Annotated in this window: 8 protein-coding genes and 1 tRNA gene; 7 read left to right on the top strand and 2 right to left on the bottom strand. The window is 74.1% G+C overall.

Annotation, left to right across the window (positions count from 1 at the left end):
• Positions 1–175 precede the first annotated feature (175 nt).
• The 7 genes from ACGFZS_RS06835 to ACGFZS_RS06805 all read left to right on the top strand — a co-directional run bounded on the left by ACGFZS_RS06835 (position 176) and on the right by ACGFZS_RS06805 (position 12,155).
• A complete protein-coding gene (locus ACGFZS_RS06835) occupies positions 176–1,726 on the top strand; it encodes an alpha/beta hydrolase (RefSeq protein ID WP_393794862.1) in 1,551 nt (516 codons plus the stop codon).
• Between the two features lie 106 nt (positions 1,727–1,832).
• A tRNA-Thr gene (locus ACGFZS_RS06830) sits at positions 1,833–1,909 on the top strand.
• A 403-nt stretch (positions 1,910–2,312) separates the two neighbouring features.
• Positions 2,313–3,059 carry a hypothetical protein gene (locus ACGFZS_RS06825; protein ID WP_393794189.1) on the top strand — a complete coding sequence of 249 codons (747 nt, stop codon included), beginning with the start codon at positions 2,313–2,315 and terminating at the stop codon, positions 3,057–3,059.
• Positions 3,056–5,335 (top strand): bifunctional serine/threonine-protein kinase/ABC transporter substrate-binding protein, encoded by a 2,280-nt coding sequence (locus ACGFZS_RS06820; protein ID WP_393794188.1) that lies wholly within the window; start codon positions 3,056–3,058, stop codon positions 5,333–5,335. The genes ACGFZS_RS06825 and ACGFZS_RS06820 overlap by 4 nt, the downstream gene beginning before the upstream one ends.
• A gap of 68 nt (positions 5,336–5,403) precedes the next feature.
• Positions 5,404–7,521: a bifunctional serine/threonine-protein kinase/ABC transporter substrate-binding protein gene (locus ACGFZS_RS06815; protein ID WP_393794187.1), complete on the top strand. Its 2,118-nt coding sequence runs from the start codon at positions 5,404–5,406 to the stop codon at positions 7,519–7,521.
• 187 nt (positions 7,522–7,708) lie between these two features.
• Positions 7,709–8,602 (top strand): glycosyltransferase family 2 protein, encoded by an 894-nt coding sequence (locus ACGFZS_RS06810; protein WP_393794186.1) that lies wholly within the window; start codon positions 7,709–7,711, stop codon positions 8,600–8,602.
• A 409-nt stretch (positions 8,603–9,011) separates the two neighbouring features.
• Positions 9,012–12,155: a BTAD domain-containing putative transcriptional regulator gene (locus ACGFZS_RS06805; RefSeq protein WP_393794185.1), complete on the top strand. Its 3,144-nt coding sequence runs from the start codon at positions 9,012–9,014 to the stop codon at positions 12,153–12,155.
• A gap of 60 nt (positions 12,156–12,215) precedes the next feature.
• On the opposite strand, the gene ACGFZS_RS06800 is transcribed toward ACGFZS_RS06805, so the two are convergent.
• Positions 12,216–13,904, bottom strand: a complete 1,689-nt coding sequence (locus tag ACGFZS_RS06800; protein WP_393794184.1) for a bifunctional 3'-5' exonuclease/DNA polymerase — start codon at positions 13,902–13,904, stop codon at positions 12,216–12,218.
• A 67-nt stretch (positions 13,905–13,971) separates the two neighbouring features.
• On the bottom strand, positions 13,972–14,733 hold the full coding sequence (locus ACGFZS_RS06795; RefSeq protein ID WP_393794183.1) for a Clp protease N-terminal domain-containing protein: 762 nt from the start codon (positions 14,731–14,733) through the stop codon (positions 13,972–13,974).
• Between the last annotated feature and the right edge of the window lie 81 nt (positions 14,734–14,814).

The raw sequence follows: 14,814 nt of genomic DNA, 5'->3' as shown, positions 1-14,814 counted from the left end.
CGTACGAGCCACAGACCTCACGCACGGCTCGTAGATCATCTCTCAGCGTTACGCTCGATTGATGCACATCAGGCGAATCCCCCGCCAGACCCGGAATCGGACCCAGGCCCGGAATCGGACGCAGGCCCGGAATCGGACCCAGACCCCCACCCGGCGCCGGACCCGCACCCGGACCATGGCGGCCGCCCTGCTCTCGGCCGCCGCCCTGCTCGGCTCGGCGTGCTCCTCCTCGGACAGCACGTCGACGTCGGCGTCGACCTCCGCCGGGGTCGCCCGGCTGGCCGCGCTGCCCCGCTCGACGCCGTCCACCCTGGCGCCGTACTACGACCAGAAGCTCACCTGGCGCAGCTGCGGTGTCCCCGGCTTCCAGTGCGCGACGATGAAGGCGCCGCTGGACTACGCGAAGCCGGGCGCGGGTGACGTCCGGCTCGCGGTCGCCCGGAAACAGGCCACCGGCAAGGCGAAGCCGCTCGGTTCGCTGCTGGTCAACCCGGGTGGCCCGGGCGGCTCCGCGGTGGACTACCTCCAGCAGTACGCCGGCATCGGCTACCCCGCCGAGGTGCGGGCGCGCTACGACATGGTCGCGATGGACCCGCGCGGGGTCGCCCGCAGCGAGCCCGTCGAGTGCCTCGACGGACCGCGGATGGACACGTTCACCGAGACCGACATGACCCCCGACGACCAGCGGGAGACGGACCAGCTGGTCGCCCAGTACAAGAAGTTCGCGGAGGCCTGCGGGACGCACTCGGCGCGGCTGCTGCGCCATGTCTCCACCGTCGACTCCGCGCGGGACATGGACATCCTGCGGGCGGTGCTCGGCGACCCGAAGCTGAACTACGTCGGGGCGTCGTACGGCACGTTCCTCGGCGCGACCTACGCGGGCCTGTTCCCGGACCGGGTCGGCCGTATGGTCCTCGACGGCGCGATGGACCCCTCCCTCACCGCGCGCGAGCTGAACCTGCAGCAGACGGCGGGGTTCGAGACGGCGTTCCAGTCCTTCGCCGAGGACTGTGCGAAGCGCGCCGACTGCCCGCTCGGCGACAAGGGCAGCACCCCGACGCAGATCGCCGACAACCTCAGCACCTTCTTCAAGAAGCTCGACGCGCACCCCCTCCCGACCGGCGACCCGGACGGCCGCAAGCTCACCGAGTCGCTCGGCACGACCGGCGTGATCGCGGCGATGTACGACCAGGCGGAGTGGGAGCGGCTGCGCGACGCGCTGCACGCGGCGACGAAGGAGAACGACGGCGCGGGCCTGCTCGCCCTCTCCGACAGCTACTACGAACGCGACCCCGACGGCCGCTACTCCAACCTGATGTTCGCCAACGCCGCCGTGAACTGCCTGGACCTGCCGCCCGCCTTCAACGGCCCGGCGCAGGTGGAGAAGGCCCTGCCCGAGTTCGAGAAGGCGTCCCCGGTGTTCGGCCCCAACCTGGCGTGGGCCTCGCTGAACTGCACGTACTGGCCGGTGCGGGCGACGGGGACACCGCATCGCATCGAGGCGAAGGGCGCCGCCCCGATCGTCGTGGTCGGCACCACCCGCGACCCGGCGACCCCCTACCGCTGGGCCCAGTCCCTCGCCGGCCAGCTCTCCTCGGCCCGCCTCCTCACCTACGTCGGCGACGGCCACACCGCGTACGGCCGGGGCAGCGCCTGCATCGACTCGGCGATCGACGCCTACCTCCTCAAAGGCACCCCGCCGACGGACGGAAAGCGCTGCTCATAGCCCTGCGACCCGCCCCGGAGCCACCGCTCCGGGGCGTGTGCGGAGCACCCCCGGAAACTGTGTAGACTTACCGACGTCGCTGATCGCACCATAGTGCGGGCGACGCGCCGCCTTAGCTCAGATGGCCAGAGCAACGCACTCGTAATGCGTAGGTCTCGGGTTCGAATCCCGAAGGCGGCTCCACCGAGACCCAGGTCACGCTGTATGTGACCTGGGTCTTTTGTTGTGTTCCGGAGGGGTCTCGTTCGCGGTCGGGGTGTTCTGGTTGCCGTGTTCGTGTCACGGGGTGGGCTCGGGGTCGCAACGGGGGAAACCGGGGGAGCCCGCGGGGGCGTCGGGAGCCTTAACTGACTATTTCTGTAAGGGTAGTTGGCGTTGTGCGGAGTTGCGCCAGACTGCCTGCAGGCGACGGGGGCAGGGAGGGGTGTGAGGCATGGCAGGGTGGAGACGCAGGCCCGTCTTAGGCGTGGCGGCGGGCGGGTTGCTGCTGGTGGGGTGTACGGGCGGAGGGTCGGGGGACGAGGCCGGGGCGAGTCCTCGTACGAGTCCCGTCAGTTCCGCAAGCTCCGGAAGCGGTACGGGTTCCGTGAGTGCCAGTCCCGGTTCCGGCGCTTCGGCGGCGGCCTCCAGTGAGCCGTACACGCTCGCCGAGGACCGGGCGCCGAAGACGCGGGCCGAAGCGGTCGCGTTCGTGCGGGGGCTGGCGGTGCGGCCGGACTACTTCGGTGCCGGGTACCGCAAGCGGGAGCCGTACGAGAGCGATCCGGCGCAGTGGGCCGTGCTGGGCGAGGACTGTCTGTGGCGGCGCGAGGCGCTGCCGGACACCGTGCTGGCCAGCCTCACACGGGCGTTCGAGCTGCCGGAGCGGGGCGGCAAGGGGCCGGTGTACGTGTCGTTGACCGTCACCGTGCACGAGAACACCGTGGCGGCGCGGCGCGACATGGCCGGCGCGCTGGAGTCGGCGCTGCGCTGTCCCGAGCAGCGGCTGAACGCCACGGACGTGGTCAGTGGTCTGTACTCCCGGGTCGACGCGGCCGCCGACGGGCGCAACCCGGTCACCGAGGACGACCTGACGGAGTCCGGGGAGTGGATCGCCGACGGCGCGGGCAAGGCGTACCCCTTCGACTGGTACAAGTTCCGGCTCGGCCCGGTGACCGTGGCCGCGACGGCGCGGCACGGCGCGGGCCGCAGCAAGCAGGAGGAGGACAACGTCACCGGCGAGGTCTTCCAGGGGGTGAGCCTGGTCGCCACGGACATCGACCGCTGGGGTGAGCGGGGCGGCGACGCGGGCGGCACGGACGAACCCACCGCCACGAAGGGGGCGGACCGATGAGCGAACCGTTGCGGTCCTCCGACCCGTCCCGCATCGCGGGGTTCCGGCTGCTGCGGCGGCTCGGCGCGGGCGGCATGGGCGTCGTCTACCTCGGGCGGACCGACGCGGGCGCCCTCGCCGCGGTCAAGGTGATCCGGGGCGGGAGCGCCGGTGAGGACGACTTCCGGGCGCGGTTCGCGCGGGAGGCGGAGCTGGCGCGGCGGGTGGACAACCCCTGGGTGGTGCCCGTCCTGGACGCCGACGCCGAGGCGCGCGAGCCGTGGCTGGCGACCGCGTTCGTCCCCGGCCCCGACCTGTCCGAGGCGGTGGCGGCGTACGGTCCGCTGCCGGTGCGTGCCGTCGGCGTGCTCGGCGGGCTGCTGGCCGGGGCGCTGGACGCGGTGCACACGGCCGGGCTGGTCCACCGGGACGTCAAGCCGGGCAACGTGCTGCTCGTGCCGGACGGCCCCCGCCTGATCGACTTCGGTATCGCACGCGCGGCGGACGACACGGCGCTCACCGCGTCCGGGCTGGTCGTCGGCACGCCCGGATTCCTCGCCCCCGAACAGGCCGAGGGCCGGCCCGCGACACCCGCCAGCGATGTCTTCGCCCTCGGCTGCGTGCTGGCGTACGCCGCGACCGGAACCCCGCCCTTCGGCACCGGGGCACCGGACGCCCTGCTGTACCGCACCGTCCACGACGAGCCCGGACTCGACGGGGTGGACGGCGAGTTGCGCACCCTGGTGGAGCGCTGCCTGGCCAAGGACCCCGACGCCCGGCCCACGGCCGAGGAGATACGACGGCTGCTCGCCCCGGACGCTCCGGACGGCTCCGGCGACTGGCTCCCCGACTCCGTCGCCCGGATGGTCGCCACGCGCGCCGCCGAGAGCCTCGCCCTGCCCGACATCGAGCCCACGGCCGTGGACGGGCCCGACCCACGGGACCCCGGGGACGCGCGGGATGCGAGGGATCCACGGGACCCACGGAACCCACGGGATCCACGAGATCCACGAGACCCACGGGACCCGTCGGACACCCCCGTCCGCCACCCCGGCCGCCGGCGCCTGCTGCTGGCCGGCGGTGCGCTGCTGCTCGCGGGCGCGGGGACGGGCGCGGCGGTGTGGGCGTCGGGGAACGACGACAAGAAGCCGTCCGCGACCGCGCGTCCCGTGTACGTGCTCGGTGTGCACACGGCGGCCGACGCGGCCCACACCGCCGTCAGCCGGGCCTGCGAACGCGCCGCCCGGCTGGCCGTCGCCCAGCACAACGCCACGCCGAAGCGCGCCTACGACCTGAAGGTGCGGGTCCGCGCCGACCAGGGGGACGCGTCCTCCGCCCGCAAGGTGGCCCTCGCGTTCACCACCGACCGCGACGTCGTCGCCGTACTGGGACCGGTCGCCGAGATCCCGATGCAGTCGGCGGCGGCCGTCTACGGCGAGGCGGGGCTGACCCATGTGTCCAGCACCACCGGCCTGCAGGACTACTTCGTGACCTCGCCGAAGACCTCGTTCCAGACCGGCGCCCCGCATCTCGCGCTCGGCACCTGGATCGCGTACCACGCCCTGGCGACCGGACAGTTGGGGCTGACCGGCGTCGTGATCGACCGGGCCGGCGGCTCGGTCGTGCAGGACCAGGGCACTCCGCTGGTCAGCGGCTGGCGCAAAATCGGTGGCGCGGTCATCCCCCGCGTCGTCGCGGAGGGGACCGACGACGGCCCGCGGGCGGTCCGCGACCTGCTCGCCGCCGGTGTCCAGGACTTCGTCTACCTGGGCCTGCTGGACGCCACCGTCCGCGCGGCCGGGGAACTGGCCACGGCGGACTTCACCGGTCCGCGCTGGATGCAGCACCAGCTCTACGGCTCGGACTTCCCGCGCCGCGCGGGCGCCGCGGGCGAGGGCTGGTACGTGGTCACCTCGGCGGTGGACCCCGCCGTACTGACGACACAGCGGGCCAAGGACTTCACCGCGGCCTGGCGCGAGCGCTACGGCACCACTCCGGAGCCGTACGCCACCGAGGCCTACGACAGCGTGCGGATGATGCTCGCCGAGTTCGCCCGCACGGTCCCGGCCGGGGCCCGCCGCAGGCCGGTCCGGTCCGAGCTGGCCGAGCGGCTGGGGAAGCCGAAGTACAAGTACCAGGGCATCGCCAGGACATACGCCTTCGGCGATTATCACCACTACGACAACTCCGGGAACGGCTGGGCGGCCCAGACCTTCGTCCACCAGGTCCACGACGGAAGCTTCCGCCAACTGGGCTCGCTCGCGGACCTGTACAGCGCGTCTAAGGCACAGAGCTGACGAGGGCACAGAGCTGACGAGGGCCGACGGCGGGTGGGGCCGACGGCCGGGGAACGGAGGCGGCTGACGTGGAGCGGCTTCTGCCCGCCGATCCCTCGGCGATCGGCGGGCACCGGCTCGCGGGGCGGCTCGGGGCGGGCGGCATGGGCGTCGTCTACTTGGCGCGCTCGCCGCACGGCGCCTGGTGCGCGCTGAAGGTGATCCGTGCCGAGTACGCCGACGACCCGGGCTTCCGGGCCCGGTTCCGCCGGGAGGCCGAGCTCGCCGCGCGCCTCACGGGCCGGTGGACGGTACCGGTCGTCGGGGCGGACGCCGAGGCGCGGGAGCCGTGGCTGGCCACGGCCTACGTGCCCGGCCCGGCCCTGGCCGAGGCCGTCGCGCTGCACGGGCCCTGGCCCGAGGCGCAGGTGCGCGGCCTGGGCTCCGCGCTGGCCGAGGCGCTGGACGGGGTGCACACCGCCGGGCTGGTCCACCGGGACGTCAAGCCCGCGAACGTGCTGCTGGCCGTGGACGGGCCGCGCCTGATCGACTTCGGGATCGCGCGGGCCGTCGGCGCGACCGCGCTCACCACGGACGGCTCCGTCGTCGGCTCGCCCGGCTATCTCTCGCCCGAGCAGGCCCGCGGGCGCACCGTCGGCCCGCCCAGCGACGTCTTCTCGCTCGGCTGCGTCCTCGCCCATACGGCCACCGGCCGGCCCCCGTTCGGCACCGGCGGTGCCGCGGCCGTGCTGTACCGGACCGTGCACAAGGAGCCCGACCTCGACGGTGTGCCCGAGGGCCTCGACGGGATCGTACGGCGGTGTCTGGCGAAGCAGCCGGAGTCGCGTCCCGGGGCGCGGGAACTCATGGATGTCCTGGGCGGTTTCGCCCCGGAGCGGTGGCTGCCCGAGGGGCTGCCCGCCCTGGTCGCCGCCCGGGCCGCCCGCGTCCTCGACCTGCCGGTGCCCGAACCGACCATGCTCTCCGGGCCCGCCCCCGCGGACCCGGCCGACGCCCCGCCCTCGCCCACCCGGCGCCGGCTGCTCGTCGCGGGGGCCGCGCTCGGGGTCTCCGCGACGGGCGGGGCGGGTGCGTGGTGGCGGTGGGGCCGTGGCTCCGGGTCCCCGAACGGCGGCTCAGCCCGGCGGACCCGCCGGGTGATCGCGCTGCTCGGCAGCCCGGACGACTCCTTCCACCAGAACCAGGTGCGCGGCGCCCGGCTCGCCGTCGAACAGCACAACAAGGACGCCGGGCGCACCGTCGACCTCGTGCTGCGCACCGCCGACGACCGGGGCACCGCGGCGGGCGCCGCCGCGGCCGCGGCCCGGCTGGCCGCCGACCCGGCGGTGTCCGTGGTGATCGCCACCGGCGGCAACACGACCGCGCCCGCGACCCTGCCCCCGTGCACGGAGGCCCGGCTGACCGTGCTGATCACCCGCGCCGACACCGAGGAACTCAACAGTGTCAACACCACCACCGGGCTCGTGCTGCGCGTCACCCGGACCACCGGCCCGCCCGCGGTGCTGCGCTATCTGAACCGGGCCGTCCGACCCGCCCGTACGGTGGTCGTGAACGACCTGGCCACCGCGACGGCGAGCCTGTCCGCGGTCCGCATCACCACCACGTACGGCAAGCTCGACAGCAAGACCGTGGTGGAGGACGTGGCCGCCGACGCGGACTTCACCGCCGTCGCCCGCCGTATCGCCGCCCGTCCCGAGGACGCCGTCCTCTTCGGCGGGGTGCGGCCCGATCGTGCCGCCGCCTGCGCCCGAGCGCTGCGGGACGCGGGCCACCGGGGCGTCCGGGTCGCGGGCGAGCACGTCCTCGCCGCGCCCTTTCTCGCCGCCGGCGAGGACTGGCGGGTCGGCGCGGGCTACACCGACGCCGGCGCCGACCCCCGCACCAGGGCGTTCGCCGCCGCGTTCCGGTCCCGCCACGGACAGCCGCCGGGCCCCTGGGCGGCCGAGGCGTACGACGCCGTCCGGTTCGCCGCCCAGGGCCTCACCGCCCTCGGCGACGACGACCGGTCCACCCTGCGCGCGGTACTCCTGCGCCACCCCTGGCAGGGCATCACCCGCCGCGTCGGCTTCGACTCCGTCGGACAGTTCTTCCAGGTCCAGGAGGACACCGGCGAGTTCCTCTACCGCGTGACCGACGGAACGGCACGCTTCGTGACGCGCTCCGACGACATCGACGCGAAGACGTGAGGGGGAGGAGGGCGTCAACGCGCGATCAGGTCCGGAGTTCGCCCCGCGTAAGGAAAATCGCTGCAAAAGGGCCGCAAACTAAACCGAAGTCAGGACTACGACCCCCTTTGAGGCAACATCTTGGTTAACGGTGAGTGTCGCGCGGTCAGGGCGTGGCACCGCCGACGGCCCGGACGGGGTGAGGGACATGGCGCAGCCGAGGATCGCGGTCGCCGTGGTGACCATGGGGAACCGGCCCGACGAAGTCGACGCCCTGCTCCGGTCCGTCGCGAAGCAGGACCTCGCCCCCGCCCGGGTCGTGATCGTGGGCAACGGCTGCCGGCTGCCCGAGTTCGCCGACCGTCTCGACCTGCCCGGCGAGGTCGGCACCGTCGAGGTCGAGGACAACCTCGGCTGCCCCGGCGGCCGCAATGTCGCCCTCGCCGCGCTGCGCGCGCACGGTGACGTGGATGTGGTCGTCGAACTGGACGACGACGGTGCGCTCGTCGACGTCGAGGTGCTCCGCCAGGTCCGCGACCTGTTCGCCGCCGACCCGCGCCTCGGCATCGTCGGCTTCCGCATCGCGGACGAGCACGGCGAGACCCAGCAGCGGCACGTGCCGCGCGTCGGCAACGCCGACCCGATGCGCGGGGGTTACGTCACCGGATTCCTCGGCGGCGGCCACGCCCTGCGCATGTCCATGCTCGCCGAGACCGGCGACTGGCCTGCCGAGTTCTTCTTCGCGCACGAGGAGACCGACCTCGCCTGGCGGGCCGCCGACGCCGGCTGGAAGATCCTCTACGCGCCCGAACTGCTCCTGCGGCACCCCCGGACCTCGCCCGCACGGCACGCCGTCTACTTCCGGGTGACCGCCCGCAACCGGGTCTGGCTGACCCGCCGTCGGCTGCCGCTGCCGCTGATCCCGGTCCATCTGGCCGTGTGGACGCTGATCACCCTGCTGCGCACCCGGTCGACGGGTGGGCTGCGTGCCTGGTTCGGCGGCTTCGTGGAGGGGATGCGCGAACCGGCCGGCGAGCGCCGGCCCATGCGCTGGCGCACGGTGTGGCGGCTCACCCGGCTCGGGCGCCCGCCCGTCATCTGAGGGACCGTTCCGGAAACGGGACGAGGGTTCCGGTCGTTCACCTCCGCCGACCGGAACCCTCTCGCGTCCCCGGATCCTGGCCTGCGGCGACACTCCCCCGAGTTACGCGACTTATGCGCGCGCCGTCGGGCCCGATCCGATGCGAAGATCACATCAAGGCTCGCCAACGGATCGCTAACATGTGGCCAGTGGTTCCCCCGGAGGCCGCCGACCGGTTGGCGTGAAGCCGCCGTACGGCTCCGGGGACAGGCCGGAAACCCAGCGGATTCCGGCTCCGACCGGCACGGAGAAGATGGCGGGAAGTCGTCCCCGACGGACGGGATCCCGCCAGGAACCAGGAATTAGGGACCAGGCACCAGGCACCAGGCACCAGGGACCTGCGGGCACACCCCCGCTGTGCGGGAAGGCGATGGGCGGAGTGATGCGGCGGTACGAGCTGCGGTTCGGACTGCTGGGACCTCCGGTGCTGTACCCCGCCGGGGGCGAGGTCCGGCCCATCGGCAGCCCCAAGGTGCGCGCGCTGCTGGCCGCGCTGCTCCTGGAGGCCGGGCGGGTGGTCCCCGTCGACTCGCTCAAGGACGCGCTGTGGGGCGGCGCGCCCCCGGTGTCCGCGCAGGCCTCGCTGCACAACCACGTCACCCGGCTGCGCCGGCTCCTCGACGACCCGGAACGGCTGCGGGCCGTCCCGCCCGGATACCTGCTGCGTGTCGACGACGGTGAGCTGGACGTCGACGTCTTCGACGCCCGGGTGACGGAGGCGCGCGCGGCGCACGGGCGAAGGGAGTGGGCGCCGGTGCTGCGCGCCTGCGCCGGGGCGCTCGCGCTCTGGCGGGGTGTCCCGCTCGGCGGCCTGCCCGCCGACTTCGGCGGCCTCGCCTTCGTCCAGCGCCTGGAGGAGGCCCGGCTGTCCCTGCTGGAGTGGCGCTACGACGCGGAGCTCGCCCTCGGCGGGCCCCGACCGGGCGGTGTCGTACCGGAGTTGGCGGCGCTCGTCGCGGAGTACCCGTTCCGTGAGGCCTACCACCGCCAGCTGATGCTCGCCCTGCACCGCACGGGGCGGCAGGCCGAGGCCCTCGCGGTCCACCGCGACCTGCGGGACCGCCTGCGGGAGGAGCTGGGCATCGAGCCGGGGGCGGCGGTGCGCGAGGCTCATGTGGAGGTGCTGCGGGGGAGCGGTGCGGTGGGCGACGCGGTGGGGGACGCGATGGGGGAGGGGGTGTCGGACGAAGCGGCGGGTGCGGGTGAGCGGGGGCTGGGCGCGCAGTTCCCCGCGCCCCTGCGGGGCGCTTCGACCGGGCGTCCGCCGGAAGCCGAGGACGCCGATGGTTCTGTGGAGTCCACCCCGGCCGCAGAGCGACCCGTCGGTCCCGGATCTACGCGCGGCGAGTCCCCCGCCCCCCGTCCCGCCCAACTACCGCCACCGCCAGCCCACTTCACCGGCCGTACCGCCGTCCGTGAGGAACTGGGCCGCGCCCTCGCCCCGGCGGCTTCCGCCCCCGCCCCCGCCGTGGCCGTGGTCAGCGGTATGGCCGGGGTCGGCAAGAGTGCGCTCGCCCTGGAGGTCGCCCATCAGCTGCGGGAACGTTTCCCCGACGGGCAGCTCTACGTCAACCTGCACGGCGCCACCCCGGGCGTGCCCCCGCTCGCCCCCGCCCAGGCGCTCGCCGCGCTGCTGCGGGACCTCGGCGCCGACCCCCGGCACATCCCCGAACACCCGGACGCGGCCACGGCGTTGCTGCGCTCCCTGCTCGCCCCGACCCGCACCCTGCTGCTGCTCGACGACGCCGCGAGTGCCGCCCAGGTACGGCCGCTGCTCCCGGGCGGCCCCGGCTGCGCGGTGATCGTCACCAGCCGGTCGCCGCTCACCGCCCTCGACGGCGCCCGCCGGCTGCCGCTGGGGCCGCTGACCGGCGAGGAAAGCGCCGCGCTGCTGCGCGCGGTCAGCGGACGGGAGGAGATCGACGCCGGTCACCCGCTCGTCGGCCTCACCGGCCGGCTCCCGCTCGCCCTGCGTGTGGTCGCCGCCCGGCTGGCCGCCCGCCGCGCCCTCACCCCCGAGACGCTGGCCGGGCAGCTGGCCGCCACCGAGGGCAGGCTGCACCACCTCGAATACGACGACCTGAGCGTCCGGCGCTCCCTGGCCGTCGCCCATGACGCCCTCGCGGTCGCCGGCCGCGCATCCGACCGCGACGCCGCCGACGCCCTGCGCCACCTCGGCGCCCTCGAACTGCCCACCTACGGCGCCCCGTTGATCGCCCGGCTCGCCGGCACCGACCCGCGCCGCGCCGAGGCCGCCCTGGACCGGCTGGTCGACGTGGCCCTGCTGGAGGAGACCGCGTACGGCCGCTACGCCCCGCACGACCTGGTGCGGGACTTCGCGCGGGAGCTGGCCGGGGCCGGGGGCGCCGACCGCGCCGAGGCCGCCCTGACCGCCCTGCGCTGGTTCGCCGCCGTCGCCGAACTCGCCCTTGTCGCGATCCTCGAACCCGGCCTCGACCAGGGCGACCGCCGCCGTCCCACCACCGCCCAGCCCCCCGAACACCAGCCGTACGTCGCCACTCTGCCGCCCTTCGAGTGCGCCGAACACGCCTTCGCCTGGGGTGATCTGGAGCTGGAGAACATCGTCGCCCTGGTGGGGCGGTACGCCGACACGGCCGATCCCCGGATCAGCGCGTACCTGTCCACCCTCGTCCGGCTCCTCTTCCCCTACGTCCTGCGCGGTGGCCGGGTCGCCGAGATGGAGGTGCTCGGCACGGCCGCCCTGGCCGCCGCCCGCCGGCTCGGGGACGAGCCCGCCGAGGCCTACGCCCTGGGCGACCTCGCCGGACTGCGCTTCCTGACCGGCCGCCAGCGCGAGGCCCTCGCCCTGACCGACCGGGCGCTCGTCCTCTGGCGGCGGCTGGACGTGACGTCCTGGATCCGGCGCAGCCTGAACAACCGGGGGCTGCTGCTGGAGGGGCTCGGCCGGTACGAGGAGTCGGGGGAGGCGCTGCGGCAGAGCCTGGCGTACTCCCGGCAGCTGAACGACCCCTACGGCGAGGCCGTCACCCACAGCCACCTCGGCAACCTCTACGAGCACACCGATCCGCGCGCCGCCATCGAGCAGCACCGGCGCTCCCTGGCGATCGGGGACACGATCGGCGCCGTCATCCTGCAGCACTCGGCGCACTGCAACATCGGCTACGCCCATCTCACCCTCGGCGAACCGGCCGCGGCCGCCACGCACTTCGAGGAGAGCCTGCGCACCCTCGGCCGGCACGGCGACTGGCACGGCGAGTCCCAGACCCGGCTCGGCCTGGTCCGCGCGCTGCGCGGCCTCGGCCGCACCGACCGCGCCCACCACGAGTGCACGGAGCTGCTGCACCGGGCGGACGCCCGCGCCGACCGCTACAGCGGCGGTCTCGCCCGCCACCAGCTCGGTCTGCTCCTGCGCGAACAGGGGCGCACGGGCGAGGCGCACGAGGTCTGGCGCGCGGCCCTGGCCGCCCTGGACGGCACGGACGAGCCGGACGTCCTCGCGGAGCTGCGCGAGCTGCTGGCACCCGGCGACTGATCACTCGGTGACTGATCACTCGGTGACTGATCACCCGGTGACCGGTCACTCGGCGACCGGTCACTTCGCGTCGGCATAGCACTCCACCACCGCCGTCGTGAACGGGAATCTGACCGGTGTCTCGCCGAACGTCAGCCGTCCGGCCAGGTCGGCCGCCTCCCGGATCGCCGCCACGACCCTCTCGGTCTCCTCCTCGGGACAGTGCACGATCACCTCGTCGTGCTGGAAGAAGACCAGTTCCGCCGCCAGGTCCGCGCAGGTCCGGCGCAGCGCGGCGAGCATCAGCAGGGCCCAGTCGGCGGCGCTGCCCTGGACGACGAAGTTGCGCGCGAAGCGGCCCCGGGCACGGGAGTTGGTGGAGGCGTACCCCGGCACCCAGCCGTCGGCGGGCTGCTCCTCCGCCTCCTCCTGGGGCATGCCAGCCTCCTCCGCGCCGTCGCCCGCACCAGCAGCCGGCGGGCAGGTCCGGCCCAGCCAGGTGCGCACCAGCCGGCCCTCCTCGCCCTCCCGTGCCGCGTCGTCGACATAGGCCACCGCCTTGGGGAAGCGGCGTCTGAGCGCGGCCAGGTTCTTCAGTCCGTCGCCGGAGGTCTGGCCGTAGACCGCGCCGAGGACGGCGATCTTGGCCTGCTGGCGGTCACCGGAGAAGGCGCGGTCGGAGACGGACTGGTACAGGTCGGTCTCCCGCCCGGCGACCTCCATCAGCCCGGGGTCGCGGGAGATGGCCGCCAGCACCCGGGGCTCCATCTGGTCGGCGTCGGCGACGACCAGCCGCCAGCCGGGGTCGGCGACCGCGGCCCGCCGGATCACCTTGGGGATCTGCAGTGCGCCCCCGCCGTTGGTCACCCAGCGCCCGGTGACCGTGCCGCCCGCGTGGAACTCGGGCCGGAAGCGGCCGTCCCGCACCCAGTCCTGCAGCCAGGTCCAGCCGTGCGCCACCCAGATCCGGTACAGCTTCTTGTACTCCAGGAGCGGTTTCACCGCCGGGTGGTCGACGGACGAGATCTCCCAGCGGCGGGTGGACCTCACCTTGATCCCGGCCTGGGCGAAGGCCTTGACCACATCGGCGGGCAGGTCCGGGCGCACCCGCCGGCCGAAGGCGGCCGAGACCTCGTCCGCCAGCTCGGCCAGCCGGCGCGGTTCGCCGCCGCCCGCGTACCGCTCGCCGAGCAGTTCGCGCAGCACCTCGCGGTGCACCTCGGCGCTCCAGGGCAGGCCCGCGCGGTTCATCTCGGCGGCGATCAGCATCCCCGCCGACTCGGCGGCGGTCAGCAGCCGCATCCGGTCGGGGTGTTCGGCCCGGTCGTGCCGGCGCTGCTGCTCGGCGTAGACCACGAGGAGTTCGTCGAGCGTGAGGCGGGCGGTGCCCTCCGGCTCGAACAGCGGGGACTGCGCGCCCGGTTCGGCCGAGCGCTGCGGCGGGTCGGGCGGTACGGGGCCGCCCTGGAGGCGGGCCAGGGCGGCGGCGGCCGAACGCGGCTCACCGGACCGTCCCTCGTGGCCCAGCAGAAGTGTCTCGGCGTCCTCGATGTCGTAGCACCGCTCCACTCGCACCCCCGTGGCGAGCAGGCGCGGGTAGACCTCGGCGGTCGACCGCCACACCCAGCGTGTGACCTCCGGGCGGCCCCTGACCGCCCCGGCGAGATCGGGCTCCCGCCGCACCGGCCCGGCGGGCAGCCCGTCCGGACCGAGGGGGGCGACATCCACGCCACCGTCCTCGGCCGGAGCGAGAGCCCACCGGTCGGTCATGCTGCGAGTGTGGCAGGCAGCACTGACAATCGCTCTGACCTGCGGATTCGACGGTCCGGGAGGTTTTTCAGCCGGCTTCGCCCCGCTCCGCTTCGCCCGTCGCCGCCTGCTGCTGTTCCCGCAACAACCCCAGCACCTTGGCGATGTACTCCTCGGTCGCCGGCTTGGTGATGCCGAGGCCGCTGAGGACGCCCGTGCCGTTCTCGTGTTCGAGGAGGGCCAGCAGCAGGTGTTCGGTGCCGATGTAGTTGTGGCCGAGGCGCAGGGCCTCGCGGAAGGTGAGTTCGAGGGCCTTCTTGGCCTCCGGGCCGTACGGGACGAGGTCGGGGGCGTCCTCTACGGCGGGCGGCAGCGCGGCCGTCGCCGTCTGGCGGACGGTGTCCAGCAGTACGCCCTGCGTGAGGATCGCCTTCGCCGCGATGCCCTCCGGCTCGGCGAGCAGCCCGAGGACCAGGTGCTCGGGGCGGCCCTCCGCGTTGCGCGCCGCGACGGCCTCGTTGTGGGCTGCCATGACCACGTTCCGGGCGCGCGGGGTGTAGCGGTCGAAGCCCTGGCTGGGGTCGAGGTCGGCGGACTCCTTCGGCACGAACCGCTTCTGTGCCGCCTGCCGGGTGACGCCCATGCTCTTGCCGATGTCGGTCCAGGAGGCGCCCGAGCGCCGGGCCTGGTCGACGAAGTGCCCGATGAGATGGTCGGCCACGTCGCCCAGGTGGTCGGCGGCGATCACCGCGTCCTGGAGCTGGTCGAGGGGTTCCGGGTGCACCTTCTTGATCGCCGCGATCAGATCGTCGAGGCGCACGGATGCCGTGATGTTCTGGTCGGTAGCCATGTGTCAACCTTAGGTTGACATGCTAGGGGTGTCAACCGTCGGTTGACAGTCTCGGCGGGGGGCCGCCGCCGGGGGCTGTCC

This window comes from Streptomyces sp. NPDC048288 (assembly GCF_043201555.1).
Lineage (GTDB): Bacteria > Actinomycetota > Actinomycetes > Streptomycetales > Streptomycetaceae > Streptomyces.
The sequence above is the reverse complement of the archived record's forward strand: the minus strand, read 5'-3'. Positions and strand labels throughout refer to the sequence as shown.

Coding starts and splice junctions, on each gene's coding strand:
- ACGFZS_RS06835 (WP_393794862.1), top strand. CDS start 176: ATGGCGGCCGCCCTGCTCTCGGCCGCCGCCCTGCTCGGCTCGGCGTGC.
- ACGFZS_RS06820 (WP_393794188.1), top strand. CDS start 3,056: ATGAGCGAACCGTTGCGGTCCTCCGACCCGTCCCGCATCGCGGGGTTC.
- ACGFZS_RS06810 (WP_393794186.1), top strand. CDS start 7,709: ATGGCGCAGCCGAGGATCGCGGTCGCCGTGGTGACCATGGGGAACCGG.
- ACGFZS_RS06805 (WP_393794185.1), top strand. CDS start 9,012: ATGGGCGGAGTGATGCGGCGGTACGAGCTGCGGTTCGGACTGCTGGGA.
- ACGFZS_RS06800 (WP_393794184.1), bottom strand. CDS start 13,904: ATGACCGACCGGTGGGCTCTCGCTCCGGCCGAGGACGGTGGCGTGGAT.
- ACGFZS_RS06795 (WP_393794183.1), bottom strand. CDS start 14,733: ATGGCTACCGACCAGAACATCACGGCATCCGTGCGCCTCGACGATCTG.